This window comes from Bacillus sp. BB51/4 (genome assembly GCF_008368845.1).
Taxonomy (GTDB): domain Bacteria; phylum Bacillota; class Bacilli; order Bacillales; family Bacillaceae_G; genus Bacillus_A; species Bacillus_A wiedmannii.
This window is the reverse complement of the sequence record NZ_QOSC01000013.1, coordinates 112720-129151: the sequence shown is the minus strand read 5'-3', so window position 1 is coordinate 129151 and position 16432 is coordinate 112720. Positions and strand designations below refer to the sequence as shown.

Sequence of the window (16432 nt, the reverse complement as noted above, 5' to 3'; positions counted from 1 at the left end):
TAGCAAGAAAGCCTTTTCAAAAAATGATTCATTCATCAAGGAGGTACTTATAATGGAACGAGTTCAAATGGCCGAAACACTAGAATTTTCTCGTATTATTCAAGGTTTTTGGCGTTTAGCAGAATGGAATATGACAAAGCATGAGTTACTTTCTTTTATGGAAGCTTGTATGGATATGGGAATTACTACTTTCGATCATGCTGATATTTATGGCGGCTATACGTGTGAAGGATTATTTGGAGAAGCGTTACAACTCAAGCCTTCCTTACGCGAAGACATGCAAATTATCACAAAATGTGGAATCGCTCCCCCATCACCAAAATTTCCAGAGCGATATGTTGCGCACTACAATACTAGTGCTGAACATATAATAAAAAGCGCGGAAGACTCATTACAAAACTTACATACAGATTATATTGATGTACTGCTCATTCATCGCCCTGATCCATTTATGGATCCAAATGAAGTAGCAGAAGCGTTCTCACGCTTAAAGCAAGAAGGAAAAGTCCGTCACTTCGGTGTATCTAACTTTTTACCTTCACAGTTTAATATGTTAAGTTCTTATTTAGATTTCCCGCTCATTACAAATCAAATTGAAGTATCTGCGATGCAGCTTGAACATTTCGAAAAAGGGACAATTGATTTATGCCAAGAAAAGCGAATCAATCCTATGATTTGGTCGCCTCTTGCTGGCGGAGAAATCTTTACTGGTCAATCAGAACGTGCCATACGTGTACGTGAAACGTTACAAAAGGTTGCCACTGAACTAAATGTTACTAGCATCGATACAGTTATGTATGCATGGCTGCTTGCTCATCCAGCTAACATGATGCCAATCGTTGGATCTGGTAAACTAGATCGTGTTAAAACAGCCGCTCTTGCTACAAAAGTTAATTTAGATCGTCAACAATGGTTTACAATTTTCGAAAGCTCTAATGGACATCCTGTACCATAATACACAAAAAGAAGAGCTGTTTCTTTACAGCTCTTCTTTTTCATATGTATTTCTAGTCATGGCAAATACACACATATCCCTTAACCCATTTCCATCTACCGCTACACTCGCACTTTCCAATGTACCTTCTAACTTAAATCCTAATTTCTCAGGTATCGCTCTACTCTTCTTATTTAAAGAATCACATCGAATTTCTACGCGGTTTGCTTTCAGCTCAGAAAAAGCATAATCCGTTATACCCTTTGCAGCCTCTACCATATAACCCTTTCCACTAAACCTTGAATCAATCCAATACCCAATTTCAAATTGAGGTATATCCCAATTAATACGATGCAATCCAGCTGATGCAATAAATTCACCTGTTTCTTTCGAAAAAACTAGTAATCTTAAATCCTCACGCTGCAAAAATTGAATATGCGATTTTCTAATGCTCACTTCTACTTCTTCCTCTGTTTGCTCTTTTTGTGCAAAAACCATCCAAGGTTTTAATTCTTTCATAGAAGCTTGAATTGCATCGTATACAGCTTTACCGTCACCCGGTTTCGGCATTCGAATAAATAGCCTATCAGTATAAAATTCAGAAGGAAAATCGAATAATAACGGATTCACTTTCAACACTCCTTTTAATTCTTTTATATATAATAATATCCATCTCAAACCATACAGTAAAGAAATTTCTGAATTTTACACATTTTAATCATTTACCTCTACCGCTACACGAACTCCAGATTCAATTGCACCTTGTATCCATCCGTGATATAACGTTGTATGATCACCTGCAAAGTATAATCTCCCCTCTGGTTTTATAATCGCTGGTTGTAGCTCAGATTCTTGCCCTGCCTGAAATAGCGCAAACCCTCCAAGTGCATATGGATCCAATGTCCAACTTTTTGATATGCCAGACATGAACTCATCATATACTTGACCGCCTAGTATTGTCGCTAAATTTTGTAGTGTGTAATAAATACGATCACCTTTTGATAACCCATCCCATAACACCGCATCATAAGACCATGTATAGCTTCCTAACATCATAGCAGGCCCTTTTTCTCCAATTCCGTGACTTGGATAATAGGCGTAACGAATTGGTAAATCCGTTATAATCCTGCCACCTAACTGTCCTTGTTCTTCCCAAAATCGACTTTTAAATTGAATTCCTATTTTTGTCGCTGGCATATAATGCAATTCACGAATTGCTTTCCATTTTTCATGAGATATAGAATCAAATGGATCTACTTCCACAAAGCGCATTGTCGAAAATGGAATTGTAATAATAACTAAATCCCCTGTAATACTACTATATTCAAAAGTTTCCTCGTTTCGATAAAAAGCTGTCACACCATTATCGTGTTGATGTAGCTTCATTAATTTTTGATTATATATAATATTTTCTTCTAATTGTGGTAAGAAAGACTTTGGTAATCTATCATTTCCGCCTACTATTTCACAAAATCCACTCTCCTCCTGCATAATGTATAAAAAGCGTAGTGTCTCAACAAATGACCTTTCCAAAAAACCTTCCAAATCTAATAGAACACCGATCATCTCAATTGTTACTGGCGAGAAATACGTATTATATTGATAAGGATGATACTTTAAAAATTGTCCTGTAGAGTACCTCCCAAAATCCTTTACTACAACATCCCAGTTTTTCTCTGGGTTCTTTTTTATAAAATTTATAATGGGCTGTACCGCTAACAATAATAGCTCCTCAGACGTTTTTCCGACTTCATTCATTTCTACAGGATACTTTAATATATTTGGATCTTTTTCGTATTGTTTTAATGTCGTTTTCCGGCCATTTACGAAAATGATATCAGTCTCATTCCTATTAATAAACGGGCTCACCTGTAGCCCAAATTTTCTTATATATGCCATCGTTAATGTGTGCGAATACGGAATTCTCATTGCCCCAACATCTAAATATAATCCGGTATCTTCCATTCTAACCGTCTCTATGCGGCCACCTACCCGGTTGTTTGCTTCAAAAATCTTCACATCATGTCCTGCAGCCTTTAATAATGATGCCGAAACCAACCCAGCCATACCAGCCCCTACTACGATAATTTGCTTCGGGTTCGTCGTCTTCTTTAATCCTTTATTTATAACTTTTAACGTTTCATCCATGTCAGTGTTATACATTATATCTTTCTGCACAATTCCACCCCTTACTTCATAAAGTGAAACTATAATCAGTGGGGGTTCTTCCCCCACTGATTATTAGTTGACCAATCGGGCTTTTATGGACAGTAAAACTCCCACCTAACTTCTTTGCTCCAGCCGAATTTTGAGGTGGGAGTTTTACTGCCCGTTAATGCGGGATAAAATGGGCATTAGTGGTTTAGTGCATTTTATTCATAAATTCCTATAAACATAACAACATAGCAAGTGGAATATTCACTAAAAGTACATAAGAGTTAGCTTTCACACCTCATCACGCTTCGTATAATATAGCAACGGCAAAGAAGGAGTGGTTGAAAATGAAACAAACTTACGACTACCACGCTACAAAGAAGTATTTAGAAGGAAAGAAACACCAACTATGCAACAAACTTAGTAGTAAACAACTATCTAAAAAAGAGCGTGAACAACTAAAACTTGAGATTGATAACTACGAATATATATTAAATTTAGTCGAAATGAATCATTATGAACGAGGCTTTCCTCGTTAAAAGTGGATAAGTGGTTTATCCATTTTTTATTTTGAGCATTTTATTACGCATTTTTCGTAAGTAAATATATAATAGGATGTACATTAAGATTGCGAGGTATATTCTATGATCAAATTAAGTGTGTTAGACCAATCCCCTATTTCAGATGGTAGTACAGCAGCCCAAGCTTTTTCACATACAGTTACACTTGCACAAGAAGTTGAAAAATTAGGATTCACACGTTTTTGGGTATCTGAGCATCACAACTCTGTCAGCCTTGCTGGTTCAAGTCCTGAAATACTTATTTCACATATTGCAGCAAAAACAGATCGTATGAGAGTGGGTTCAGGTGGTGTTATGTTGCCACACTATAGCCCATATAAAGTGGCTGAGAATTTCCGTGTTTTAGAAGCGCTTTATCCAAATCGTATTGATCTTGGTGTCGGCAGAGCACCTGGTGGTATGCCCATTGCAACTCGCGCACTTCAAGAAGGCAAAATGGTCTCACTTGATCAATACCCAGAACAAATTGCAGATGTTGCAATGTACTTACATGATCAAGTACCAGAAAACCATCATTATGCAAATTTAAAGGCTACTCCTGTCATTCCAACATCTCCCGAGATGTGGATGCTTGGTTCTAGCGGAGAGAGTGCAATGATTGCCGCAAAACAAGGTGCTTCTTTTGCATTCGCACAGTTCATTAACGGATACGGTGGCCCTGAAGTAATGAATGCTTATCAAGAACAGTTCCAACCTTCTTATTTAGGAGATAAACCAAAATCAATCGTCTCTATTTTTGTTATTTGCGGAGAAACGAATGAAGAGGCGGAAAAAATTGCTTCTAGTTTAGATTTATCAATCTTATTACTAGAACAAGGAAAGCGTACAACTGGTACTCCTTCTATCGAAACTGCACAAAATTATTCATACAGCGCTTATGATTTATTCCGTATAAAAGAAAATCGTCAACGTATGATCGTCGGTGATCCATCTTCTGTGAAAGAACAAATCGTAAACTTAAGCAAAGCGTACAATACTGATGAATTTATGATTGTCACAATTACTCATCGATTTGAAGATAAATTGAATTCTTATCGCTTACTAGCAAATGCTTTTCATTTATAATGACAAAAGGGAGATACATCAATTATGATGTATCTCCCTTTTTTACTACTTATTATTTTTGTCGTCTAAATATTCAATAGCTTCTTTTAATAGTTCATCAAAACCCTTAGGATAATCATGATTTAAATTGGGTACAACTTTAAACTCATATTCTATATTCTTATCTCTTAATAATTGTACAAATTGCTGCGTACATTCGAAACAATCTTCATCTTGATCCCCGCACACTATATATCCCTTTATATTTTTATTCTGTAGCACTCCCAACAACTCATTCCATTCTTCAATCTCTGGAAGCCACGGCGCCACAAAAATAAAACCATCTACATCTATATCTTTTTGTAAAATTGTATACAAAGCTACTCTTGCGCCAGCAGAAAAACCACCAATTATTACACTTTCTACTGTATGATTTTCTATAAACGTAACGTAATGCTCTTTTAATTCTTCTTTCCCTCTATGTATATCGTCCCAAACAAATCCATCTGAAAACTGAATTTGCGAAGATTGTGGTAAAGCTAACGTATAATCTTGTGTCAAAACAGATTTCCAATATGGTTCTATTATTTCTATATTTTCTTGATCCCCGTGCATTGCAATGAATAGTTTTCCTTCTTTATTGCTGTCTAAATATTTCACGTCTGCTCGTTCTGTTTTCTTTGCTAATTCTTCTCTTTCTTTACATAATTGAACCATTTTATGAAACTCTTCAAATTTATGTAGTGGTGTTAAATCATCGTCCGAAATTAAATACTCATTTCCGTACCAAAATCCATTGTCCATAATAGCTTCCTTCATTATCTGTAACGCTTCTTCTTCAAGCCCCGCTGCACTCGCTAGCGCATATTTAAAATTATATATTTGCGCTTTATTCCCCACTACACCTTTAGCATGCTCCATTATATAAGTGTACGCTTCCAAACTCCCTTTATTTGTGTAACAATGTAACGTTTCATTTAATAATTGAATGTAAGTCATACTATTTTCCATACACCCATTCCCCCGTAATCTTTTATAATATTTATTTCTCAAACCTTTATACCATTCTGTAATCACTGTATATAACTCACGCTAACAATACTTAATCATTACTTCTCTTCGTCCAATAAGTTTAGTATAAAGTTTAATAAACAGAAAAATCAATATTTTTAAAAACAAAAAAAGACAACAATATATTTATTGTTGTTCTCAATACATCTACCCACTCTTTTGTTTTTTTCTGTCCGGTTTACTTGAAACTAAATAATGTTTTTCTGAAATATATAGGTCTCTTTTTAATATACGCTTCAAATATGGTCCTAATTTTATCCCGCATATAAGACGCTCTTCACTACCTTCAACAAGTGGAAACATTTCTTTTTCTGTTACGTACTGATCTACTGCTTTTTGTACGATATCAATTTCTTTAACTAGGTTTAGATTTTCTTCTGTATGTTCAAATACCTCAAGCGTTTCCTTCGTAATAAGAAAACTATTTGTTGGAAATGCAAGTAAATACGGCTTTAACAAATCATAATTTACTGTATAATCATCATTTACTAATACTGTATAAACGATATTAGCATTCGTTTCTAGAAACTTAGCCATCGCTTGTTCTAATTCATCTTTCGTAATTTCACGCTCTTCTTTTCCAGTTCTGAAAAAGCGAAACATTGCATCGCCTCCTTTTTACTATATTATAGCATAAAAGAAAACTGAAAAATGACAAAAAAAGCCATTGAACGAATTTTTCAACGACTTTTTTCTTAATATACTTATATTTATTTTAAGAACGCACTTAGCATCCATACATGTTGTTCTAATGTTGTATGAATCGCTAACAACATGTCTGCTGATGTTTCATCGCCAGCTTCGCCAGCAACTTCCATACCTTCTTTTAATTCTTGAATAAGTGCAGAGTAATCATTCACTAATGTTTGCACCATTTCTTCTGCAGATTCCTTGCTTGTCCCTTCACTCACACTAGATGTTGCAAGATATTCTTTCATTGTCGCTAGCGGTTTACCTTCCAACGCTAAAATACGTTCTGCTAATTCATCAATATTTGTTCCAGCTTCATTGTAAAACTCTTCAAATTTCTCATGTAACGTAAAGAAGTGTGGTCCTGTCACATACCAGTGATAATTATGTAGTTTTACATATAACACATTCCAGTTTGCTACCTGCTTGTTTAATACTTCAACAACATTTGTTTTCGTACTCATACAATCCACTCCTCTTATCATTTCATAATGTTTATCTTTTCATAACCTAGTTACATGTTACCATACATTTCCTATCCTTTCGAACGATTGGCTCATATGTAACAAAGTTTTAACACCTTTAATACTTCCCTAATATCTTTTAATTCATGTATGTTTTCAAACACTTCATACGTCTAATTGTCCAAGCTCATACATATGCATAATAGTAAATCAAGCTCATCGTAGTAGAAAGAGGGATAACATGGACAATCAACAATGGCAAGTAGCAAAGAAGGTCGCTGCTACTTATATTGGAACAGTCGTTGGAGCTGGATTTGCTACTGGACGAGAAATCGTTGAATTTTTTACAGTGAACGGATTATATGGAACAATTGGCATATGTGTAAGTGGATTTTTTTTTATTTGGCTTGGCACAAAGATGATGTTACTTTCATCACAAATCGGTGCATTTTCAGCACAAGAATTTAACAAATATTTATTTGGGGATGTATTTGGCAATGTTGTAAACACACTATTATTACTCGTATTATTTGGTGTAACGAGCGTTATGTTATCAGGAGCTGGGGCGGTATTTGAAGAGCAACTTCGTTTACCAAGACAACTTGGTATTTTCATTATATTGATCGCCTGTCTGATTATAGGTAGTCGCGGATTACAAGGGGTTTTTGAAGTTAATACACTTGTCGTACCTATTATGATGATTTTTATTATCGGACTTGCTATTACAACTTTTTTTCACGGTACAACTCCTATTAGTGACACTATTCCTGCAGAAAGCTGGAATATGAAGTGGATTACTAGTCCTATTACATATGTCGCCTTAAATCTTTCTCTCGCCCAAAGCGTTCTCGTCCCGTTAGCCAGTGAAGTAAAGGATCGAAAGGCCATTTTATGGGGCGGTATTTTAGGCGGTGCAGGACTTTCTTTAATTTTATTATGTAGCCATTTAGCTATTTTATCAGTCGATCAATTTTATCAATATAATATCCCAATGGCTGAAGTCATAAGAAAATTCAATGCAACTTTTCACTTTTTCTTTGTTCTTATCATTTTCGGTGAAGTGTTCACAACTTTAGTTGGTAATGTGTTCGGAATGACAAAACAAATGCAATCCATCACCGGATGGAAAAGTAACAATATTATTTTCTTCATTTTACTAATTAGTTATTGCTTTAGTTACATTGGTTACAGTGAATTACTCCACATTCTATATCCTATAACTGGATGGGTCAGCATCATTTTACTGCCAATTATTGCTTTTAAACAACTTCAAAAAACATAAAAGAAGCATCCATGTTATCGGATGCTTCTTTTATGTTCATTCACAATCATCGCATACTTCCCAGTACGGCCCCATTTCGAGTGCTAAATATGGCTTTAATTGCAACCGAATCATCCGACTAGGCATACGCTCTAAAACGAATTGAATTCCTTCTTCCTCTTCGTCTAATTCAACTTTTGAAATCGCAATTCTTTGCATAGTAGAAATAGGCATTCCATCTTTATATAAAGTGATTTTCACCTCATCATATTCATTAAAATACAATTCAACACTCATTTGATTTTTCAACAGTTCATCAACAATTTCATATTTATCATTTCGTTCCTGGATTATATATTTCCAGCCGCCTCTACCTTCTTCTTTCGGAGCTGCTTGAAATAATGTCATCAAATCCTCGTATAGCATAAGATAACCCCTCTCTTACTAAAAAACGATGAGTATTTTATATACCCTTTATCTCTATCACTATCCATATGTATTGTACCATATATCGTCATTTTTACCGTATTCATTTGCTTCATAATTGCATGTAAAACACCTGATTCTCTTCATTATTATATGAATTGTCTCTCATTATATTTCTTAATATGCTTCTAACGCTTTCCAATCATATCAAACATAAGTAAATGCACTCTTTGTCCATCCTCCGCTTAGTATTTCCTTACAATAACAAAAAAGAAGAGTGACTTTTATCACTCCCCTTAAAAGAATTTCCCCGTAGCTACTAACGCTAATACTAGTATTAAAATTGTAAATAATAATGATACAATGAAACTAAAAATAGGTAATGCTTTCTTTTCATTCTTCTTAAAGAGTAACTTTAAACTAAGAAAGATGTTTACTGGTACAAGTATAAAATAAAAATATTTAACAATTTGCACCGAACTATTCGAAAGTGTTTTTAAAATAAACACTTCAATTAAAAAGACAATAAAAAATGAAATACTTAACCAAAATGAGACATAACTAAGCCAAGAATGTCTTTTGGTACCCCAATAAACTCCCATAGTAATCTCCTTTATTTGCATTTTATACGATTATAATTATACACAAAGCAAACAAATACCTCTATTTTTCGACAAATATTATACATGATATACCTTTAAACATCATAAAAATACTCTCTATCCCATTCCATGTTACATAATAAAAACAGACTACTCCAAAATCGCATACTGCTATTTTGGAGTAGTCTGTCCTCTGTTACACTTTAAATCTTTCAATTAACCCTTGTAACTCTTCAGCCATTTGAGATAATGTACCAGCCGCCGAACTAATCTCCTCAATGGACGCTAGTTGTTCTTCTGCTGATGCTGCAACGTTTTGAGTACTCGTCGCATTGTTCTGTGCTGTCATTGCAATTTGACCTACTGAAATAGACACTTCATTTGCACCTCTTGACATCCCATTAGCCGTTTCAACCATCGTTTTAATTTGATCTGCAATTTCATTTGTAGATAGTAAAATCTCAGTAAAGTTTTGCTTCGTTTCATTCGCAATAACAAGTCCAGATTGAACTTCTTCATTTACATGCCCCATAGATTTTACCGTCTTACTCATGTCATCTTGTATTTCACATATTAATTTACTAATTTCACTAGAAGATACACTAGACTTCTCCGCCAATTTACGTACTTCATCTGCAACAATTGCAAATCCTCTTCCGTGCTCTCCTGCTCTTGCAGCTTCAATTGCCGCATTCAAAGCTAGAAGATTCGTTTGATCTGCAATATTTTGAATGACTTCTAGTATGTCACCAATTTGTTTTGATTTATTATTTAGCAACTGTATAACTTCATCTGATTGTGAAACAGATTCTGCAATAGACTGCATTTGATTTACTGTTTTTCCGACTAGTTTCCCGCCATCTTCTGCTTTTTCACGAGTATGAGCAGAAGCGGTACTAATTGATGATGAACTATTTGCTACATGCTGAATTCCTTCTGTTACATCAAATAATAACATTGCACCATTTTCTACGCTCGTTGTTTGCGTTGTTGCCCCGCTCGATATTTCATCCATTGCCATTGTAATTTGCTCAGTCGCTTCACTCGCTTGTCTTACACTTGCCGTTAGCTCTTCTGATGATGCTGCAACATGTCCAGCCGAAGTATTAATTCTTCCAATTAACGTTCGCAATGCATCTGTCATCTCATTGAATCCTTTTGCAAGTTGGCCAATTTCATCATTAGAATGAATCTCGATTGTTTGCGTTAAATCTCCCTCACTTATTTCTTTAGAAGTGGCAACTAATCTTTTTAATGGCTTCGTTATAGAAAGTGTCACAAAATAAATAAGTGCTCCGCCTATAACTAATGAAATGAACATAACAATTAACATATTATAAAATACAGGCTGCGCAGCTTCAATTATTTCATTTGAGTACATCGTTCCACCGATTTTCCAACCTGTTTTTACATTTGTAGCAAATACCATTTGTTTTTCGCTGCCATCATACATATATGAAAAAGCACCATGGTTATCCTCATAAATTTTCTTCGCCCAAGAATCAGCTGCTTTTTCCCCAGATTTTTCTTGAGGATGTGCAATTATTTTTTGTTTTCCATCTAAAATGAAAGCATATCCCTTTTTACCGATATTGATTAACTTTGTTGTTTTTAATAAATTATCTAAACTTAAATCTATTGCTACAACACCGTTTTTATCTTCTGCTTGTTTTGCAATTGTTACGACAATATGTCCATTTCCTTGCGCCTTATACGGCTCAGTAACGACAATACCCCCTTGTTTTGCCACTGCATCTTTATACCAAGAACGTTCTGTTGGATCATAGTCTGCTGCCATTTGTATATTTGGTTCTTGCACAAATTTCTTATCATTCCCACCAACGTATACTTGTTCAACATCTTTATTCAAATTAATATATTGAGATAACATTTTTCTTAATTCATCTTGATTATCCCCTTGATACATATTACCTTGAATCACTCGTGCAAAATTATTTACATCGTTAAATTTCGCCTCAATCATTTGATTGATTAAATTATCTAATATTTTTATATTGTCGTGAGCACTGCTCGTAATTTGTGATTCAAAATTCTTTTTAGCTGTTTGATAAGACATGCCTCCAATAATAGAGACAGCCGCAATTAAAATGACAAAAAACGAAATTAGCAGTTTTTTTGCTACTTTCATATCACGAAACCAATTTAATAGTCTACCCATTACAAACCTCCTGCTTTTCAATTTCAATAGTTAAATCTAGCGAGTTGTAAACATTCCCCATCCCTAAATTATTATTTTCATAATCTATTACGATGAATACCTTGTAAAGTTTAAACAATTAAATTCCCTTTGTCTATATATTTGAATAATATTATTATAAAATTTACAAATGCAAAAAAAGCCAAAGGGAACCACCCTTTGGCTTTTCATATTTTTTTATGCTGTTTAGAAATCTTTTTCCACTTATCACGCTCTGCTCTCGCAAGAATAGCATCTTGTTTTCTCATAAAATACGCCAGTTCTCTTTGTAATTTTTTATAGCTTTGCAAACGATTTATCGTAATAATTCCGTTATCAATTGCATTATGCACTGCGCACCCTGGCTCATTTTCATGTTTACAATCCCTAAAACGGCACGTTTTTGCTAATTCTTCAATATCAGAAAATGTTGTTTGAATTGCATCGCTTCCTTCCCAAAGCTGTAGCTCCCTCATACCCGGAGTATCAATAACTAAACCACCACTCGGTAATCGGAACAATTCACGATGAGTTGTCGTATGCCTTCCTTTACTATCTTCCTCACGAATATCTCCCGTTTTTGCTACTTCAAGTCCTATGAGTGCATTTAACAAAGTGGATTTTCCAACCCCCGATGACCCGACTAAAGCAATTGTTTTTCCTGAAGAAACAAATTGCTGCAACGATTCAATACCAGTATGCTTTAAACTATCAACGACGAAGATCGGAACACCAATTGCCACAGCTTCCGTTTCAACAATTTTCTGTTCCACGTCTTCACATAAGCTACTCTTTGTTAAAACAATAACAGGCATTGCACCACTTTCATACGCTAATAGTAAATAACGTTCTATTCTTCTTACGTTAAAATCATGGTTAAGCGCATTTACTAAAAATAGATAATCTACATTTGCTGCTATTACTTGTTCTTCCGTTCGATTACCAGCCTCTTGTCTAGAAAAAGAGCTTCTTCTTTGAAAAATACGATGAATAATTGCTTTCTTTTCATTCTCTATTTTCTTTATATACACCCAATCACCAACCGCTGGATAATCTCCCTTCGTTACTGCTTCATGCCGAAACTTTCCAGACAGCTCTGCCATATATTCACCATCATTACAAATAATTCGATATATATGTTTATGCTCTAGTAAAATACGCCCTACTTCAAAGTTCTCTACAGCTTGTTCTTCAAAAAAAGAATCCCAGCCGAATGATTCTAAAATATTTTGATTCAAATTGATATCCTCCCTAGTTTAAGCTAAGCGGAAGGATCGTGCGCTCACTTATACAGTCTCGCCCTTTCCATCCACCTTTGTATTTGGTTTATGATTCATATACGTTATTTTCGCCATAAAACATCACTCCGTTCTCATTTTAATTACTCTCATTATATGGAATATTTATTTAAAAAGCTACCTTATTTAACGCAATTTTCAAATATTTTATTTTTCATCATTCTAATTTGTCCACGGTGACTAACCTCATCTTCTAGCACATGAAACCACAGATAGTGTTGGTTATGCACTACACCGTTAGGCCACTTTCTTTCTGACATAAGCCATTCATCATCTTGTTCACTCAAATACTTCAGAGATTCTTCTCGAACACTTTGTAGAAGTTGTACATAATACTGTATTTCATTACCACGGATTGTTCTCCCCGCTTCCCCTAAATACAGTCCGTCTTCCCATATTTCTAATTCTTCTTTTGTAAAGTCGCGCTCTTGAAATGAAATAAGTTGATGGGCTTTTTCTATAGCTGCTATATGCTTTAGTAACGCTCCGATGGAATTCCCTCCACTCGTCATAATGAAATCTAATTGCTCAACAGATAGATCGTTTATTTCCTGTAATGTTACAGCCCTCGTATGCTCCAGCATGCTTACTAATTCCCCTATATTTTTTGTATAACCATCTACACTTCTTATTCGATAATCTATATTCATATCACGCACCTCTTTCTACATTCATATTAAGGAATAACCGCTTCATATAATAGACTTAAATATATCAGATTTTTCTGTTATAATTAAATTGAATACGTAATAAACCCAAACAAACTTTCTCAATATGCTTCTATGAAATATTAAAAGGAATCAATATAAAAGAATCGAATCTTATTCACTAAAAGGAGTGGATTCGATGGAAATGTATCAATGGCTAACTGCTGTTCTCGTTGGTGGCATTACCGGTTTCGTTTCCCATCTTATCAATAACCAAGGCAAGTTATTGCTTCCACGCCGTTTGAAAACTTTTTTCCACTTTGGGTTTTTGACTGATATTTTCACTGGTAGCTTAGCTGCACTTCTTGGACTCGTTTTATTCGATGTCACCTTAATAAAAGAAATTATAAAAGTATCCATTGTGACTGCTATTTCCGGTCAGACTTTCTTACTGCACCAAGCGCTTGGTGGTGAGCAGGCTAAAAATTCACAAATTGGGAAAGCTGATGAGAAGATTCAAGAAATTGACAAATTATTACGACGTTAGTCTATACTTTCTTTAAAAATTATTGCTATAATAAACAATAAATATTTTCTATTGCGTCGTTTGTCAGAAGAAAGGGTGTTTCGTATGACAAAAAAGAAAATAGAAGATTTCTTAACAAACACTGAAAAAGAGGAACTGCTAGAAAACTATAAATGTTTACGAGAAGCCCGCACAAAAAGCGAAGCTAATTATTTTGGTGAAGCAGTAGACCATCTATTAAATAAAGCAAAACAACGAATTATTAAAGATGCAGGCATACATGATGAAAATGCAGCAACAGTTCAATCAAAGAGAAAAGCACTGTTTTAGTTACATTAGCTAAAACAGTGCTTTTTATTTAGAATTTTTTCTTCTTGCCATGCTATATTCTCTCTGCCTTTATTCTTCCCATTTTTACAGTTTCAAAAGTCATATAGGCCTAGAGATCCACTTAATAATATTAGCCCGTGCAAACCATTTTAATAATAGGTTTATTAAATCGCTTCTTTTAAATCTGAATGCGGATTTGGTCCGTATTGATTGTCACTTTCTTCACTTTCAATGATAAAAAATACAAGTAAAACAACGCTACCAAACGGTACGAAATTTAATAGTTGCCACCATCCTGTTTTCCCAATATCATGCAATCGTCGTGCACCAACCGAAAAACTTGGTATAATCATTACTAACATAAATAGCAACGCAATAATAGCAACTAACACCTCTGAAAATGATGATAAAAATAACAGTAACCAAAAAATTACGATATTCGATAAACTAAAAGTCCAGTACTCTTTTCGCGTAGCTCTACCACTAAAATTCCCATAATTCTTTAGAGCTTTCAAATACCATTGCATTTAAACCTCTCCCTTTTATCCCCAATAAAATTAAAACATGCAATTATTAACAGATAAGTAGAAATATAACACAGCATTTATGTAAAATCCATATCCTAATCTAAATTATCCTCTATTAAAATAGTTTTTTCTTTCAGCATTTTTCACATTACTTTCACATCTATTTCACAAATATAAGTAGTCCTATATGTTAAACTACATATATCCTTTTCCAAGGAACTATATGCCGATATATAAATCCCTATCTTTGTAGGGATTTTTATTTTTGGATTCTCCATAACTTTGTTACAATGCCTATACACTATTTCTCTACTTTCTGTAGCTTCTGCACTTAAAAACTACTTCGTGTATTATTACTCTTCTAATATTGATTTAATATATTTCATATTTGGTTTTCAACTGACATTTTCATTGCTACACTAACTGCACTTCTTGTACTCGTTTTATTTGATGTCACCTCAACCGAAGAAATACAGCTATTTTTTATTTGAACAGGCTTTATGACGCAATTCCTGTTTCATGATTTTCAGTAAGTTTTTCACTTTTTCTAAACAATAATAAAGCAACTACATATAGGAAAGCAGTAAAACTACCTACAAATATAAAATTGTGAGATGCAGCAAATAGCAGTCCTGCTATTGCCGCTCCTATCATTTGACCAATATACATCGAAGCATTAGCAAGAGCTGCTCCTGTTCCTCTTGCTACACTGGACATGTTTTGTAAGTGCCTCATCATCAATACAAACAAAATTCCTGTCACAAAAAATAAAACAAAGAATAATAACTCCACAAATATAATGTTCTTTACATGAGGAAGTAATACATATAGCACTGCTGTAAATAGAATGCCGCCATAGAAAGAAAGGTTATAACCAATTTTATTTACGATTCTAGGACCAAAAATATTCCCAGTTAAATTCCCTAATCCTAATATGAGCATAGCTGTTCCTATTTCATGAATTTGTAAGCCAAATTGAATGGAAAGCCATACGCCAAAGAATGAAAATGCAGCAAAATTACCAGTTTGAAAAACAAAATATGCAAAATAAGAAAGTGAAACCTTTGAATCTGTAAGTAATTGTTTATAGCGTTTTAAGATATTTGTTTTATTTCCACCTATATGAACCGGTTGTATTTCTGGTAATACTACATAAATAAGAATGACAAGTAGTGCTGATAATATACCAATGACGAAGAATGGTGTAGTATAGTGTATCATTGCTAAATACGACCCTACTGGTAGACCTAAAATTTGAGAGATTGATAACCCTGCTGTTGCAATCCCAATCGCCTTTACAATTTGCTCCTTCTCTATAAGGAGCGGAATAGATGCCCACACTTGTGGAGATACAAAGGCTGCACTTACACCTGCTAAAAATCTAAATGCTAGCATCCATAGAAAACCCGGTGCCATTCCACATAAAAACGTACTTAACGCAAAAAAACTCATTCCTATTACCATCACTTTTTTTCTGTTTAAGCCATCTGATATAGGACCAGCAATAAGTGCAAATCCAGCGTATCCTAAAGCATATGAACTTACCATCCACCCTGACAACTCAGTTGAAACATGATATACCTGTTGTAATGTCGGTAAAAGTGGTGAAATTAAGAAAGTATCTGTACCAATCATAAACATTATCGTAAAGAATACAGCTAGTACTCTTTTCATTTAAAT

Annotated in this window: 18 protein-coding genes and 1 pseudogene; 6 read left to right on the top strand and 13 right to left on the bottom strand. The window is 34.4% G+C overall.

Annotated features, from left to right (window positions below; genetic code table 11):
- Window positions 1–52 precede the first annotated feature (52 nt).
- A complete protein-coding gene (locus tag DN392_RS17840; protein ID WP_088321514.1) occupies window positions 53–955 on the top strand; it encodes an aldo/keto reductase in 903 nt (300 codons plus the stop codon).
- A 24-nt stretch (window positions 956–979) separates the two neighbouring features.
- Here the strand turns inward: DN392_RS17840 and DN392_RS17835 are convergent, their stop codons facing one another.
- Both DN392_RS17835 and DN392_RS17830 read right to left on the bottom strand, forming a co-directional pair.
- Window positions 980–1564: a GNAT family N-acetyltransferase gene (locus DN392_RS17835; RefSeq protein WP_001068733.1), complete on the bottom strand. Its 585-nt coding sequence runs from the start codon at window positions 1562–1564 to the stop codon at window positions 980–982.
- An 84-nt stretch (window positions 1565–1648) separates the two neighbouring features.
- Complete coding sequence (locus tag DN392_RS17830) at window positions 1649–3112, bottom strand: flavin monoamine oxidase family protein (protein ID WP_061671843.1); 1464 nt, start codon at window positions 3110–3112, stop codon at window positions 1649–1651.
- Between the two features lie 323 nt (window positions 3113–3435).
- Between DN392_RS17830 and DN392_RS17820 the strand changes: the two genes are divergently transcribed.
- The gene (locus DN392_RS17820; RefSeq protein WP_061671842.1) at window positions 3436–3627 is read left to right on the top strand and encodes a DUF3896 family protein; all 192 of its coding nucleotides are present in this window, start codon (window positions 3436–3438) and stop codon (window positions 3625–3627) included.
- 105 nt (window positions 3628–3732) lie between these two features.
- Complete coding sequence (locus tag DN392_RS17815; protein WP_000594048.1) at window positions 3733–4734, top strand: LLM class flavin-dependent oxidoreductase; 1002 nt, start codon at window positions 3733–3735, stop codon at window positions 4732–4734.
- A gap of 45 nt (window positions 4735–4779) precedes the next feature.
- Here the strand turns inward: DN392_RS17815 and DN392_RS17810 are convergent, their stop codons facing one another.
- The 3 genes from DN392_RS17810 to DN392_RS17800 all read right to left on the bottom strand — a co-directional run bounded on the left by DN392_RS17810 (window position 4780) and on the right by DN392_RS17800 (window position 6938).
- Window positions 4780–5724, bottom strand: coding sequence for an alpha/beta hydrolase (locus DN392_RS17810; RefSeq protein ID WP_088321515.1), 945 nt, complete (start codon window positions 5722–5724; stop codon window positions 4780–4782).
- Window positions 5725–5931: 207 nt separating this feature from the next.
- Complete coding sequence (locus DN392_RS17805; protein ID WP_000488201.1) at window positions 5932–6387, bottom strand: DUF3939 domain-containing protein; 456 nt, start codon at window positions 6385–6387, stop codon at window positions 5932–5934.
- 107 nt (window positions 6388–6494) lie between these two features.
- A complete protein-coding gene (locus tag DN392_RS17800) occupies window positions 6495–6938 on the bottom strand; it encodes a Dps family protein (RefSeq protein WP_000105195.1) in 444 nt (147 codons plus the stop codon).
- 241 nt (window positions 6939–7179) lie between these two features.
- Between DN392_RS17800 and DN392_RS17795 the strand changes: the two genes are divergently transcribed.
- A complete protein-coding gene (locus DN392_RS17795) occupies window positions 7180–8220 on the top strand; it encodes a YkvI family membrane protein (RefSeq protein WP_088321516.1) in 1041 nt (346 codons plus the stop codon).
- A 36-nt stretch (window positions 8221–8256) separates the two neighbouring features.
- Here the strand turns inward: DN392_RS17795 and DN392_RS17790 are convergent, their stop codons facing one another.
- The 6 genes and pseudogenes from DN392_RS17790 to DN392_RS17770 all read right to left on the bottom strand — a co-directional run bounded on the left by DN392_RS17790 (window position 8257) and on the right by DN392_RS17770 (window position 13372).
- The gene (locus tag DN392_RS17790; RefSeq protein WP_000965083.1) at window positions 8257–8625 is read right to left on the bottom strand and encodes a DUF3979 family protein; all 369 of its coding nucleotides are present in this window, start codon (window positions 8623–8625) and stop codon (window positions 8257–8259) included.
- Between the two features lie 296 nt (window positions 8626–8921).
- Window positions 8922–9227: a hypothetical protein gene (locus DN392_RS17785; protein ID WP_000539573.1), complete on the bottom strand. Its 306-nt coding sequence runs from the start codon at window positions 9225–9227 to the stop codon at window positions 8922–8924.
- A 196-nt stretch (window positions 9228–9423) separates the two neighbouring features.
- Window positions 9424–10242, bottom strand: a complete 819-nt coding sequence (locus tag DN392_RS31390) for a methyl-accepting chemotaxis protein (protein WP_412678040.1) — start codon at window positions 10240–10242, stop codon at window positions 9424–9426.
- A 123-nt stretch (window positions 10243–10365) separates the two neighbouring features.
- A pseudogene (locus DN392_RS31385) lies at window positions 10366–11304 on the bottom strand (HAMP domain-containing protein); the annotation flags it as partial.
- Between the two features lie 308 nt (window positions 11305–11612).
- On the bottom strand, window positions 11613–12662 hold the full coding sequence (rsgA, locus tag DN392_RS17775; protein ID WP_001073065.1) for a ribosome small subunit-dependent GTPase A: 1050 nt from the start codon (window positions 12660–12662) through the stop codon (window positions 11613–11615).
- 182 nt (window positions 12663–12844) lie between these two features.
- Complete coding sequence (locus DN392_RS17770) at window positions 12845–13372, bottom strand: DinB family protein (RefSeq protein WP_001018111.1); 528 nt, start codon at window positions 13370–13372, stop codon at window positions 12845–12847.
- A gap of 196 nt (window positions 13373–13568) precedes the next feature.
- On the opposite strand from DN392_RS17770, the gene DN392_RS17765 reads away from it, so the two are divergent.
- Both DN392_RS17765 and DN392_RS17760 read left to right on the top strand, forming a co-directional pair.
- On the top strand, window positions 13569–13916 hold the full coding sequence (locus DN392_RS17765; RefSeq protein ID WP_000426319.1) for a DUF4257 domain-containing protein: 348 nt from the start codon (window positions 13569–13571) through the stop codon (window positions 13914–13916).
- Window positions 13917–14000: 84 nt separating this feature from the next.
- Window positions 14001–14225, top strand: a complete 225-nt coding sequence (locus DN392_RS17760; protein ID WP_000162604.1) for a hypothetical protein — start codon at window positions 14001–14003, stop codon at window positions 14223–14225.
- A gap of 164 nt (window positions 14226–14389) precedes the next feature.
- Here the strand turns inward: DN392_RS17760 and DN392_RS17755 are convergent, their stop codons facing one another.
- Window positions 14390–14752, bottom strand: a complete 363-nt coding sequence (locus tag DN392_RS17755; protein ID WP_061671837.1) for a DUF805 domain-containing protein — start codon at window positions 14750–14752, stop codon at window positions 14390–14392.
- Window positions 14753–15250: 498 nt separating this feature from the next.
- Window positions 15251–16426 (bottom strand): MFS transporter, encoded by a 1176-nt coding sequence (locus tag DN392_RS17750; RefSeq protein WP_016134213.1) that lies wholly within the window; start codon window positions 16424–16426, stop codon window positions 15251–15253.
- Window positions 16427–16432 lie beyond the last annotated feature (6 nt).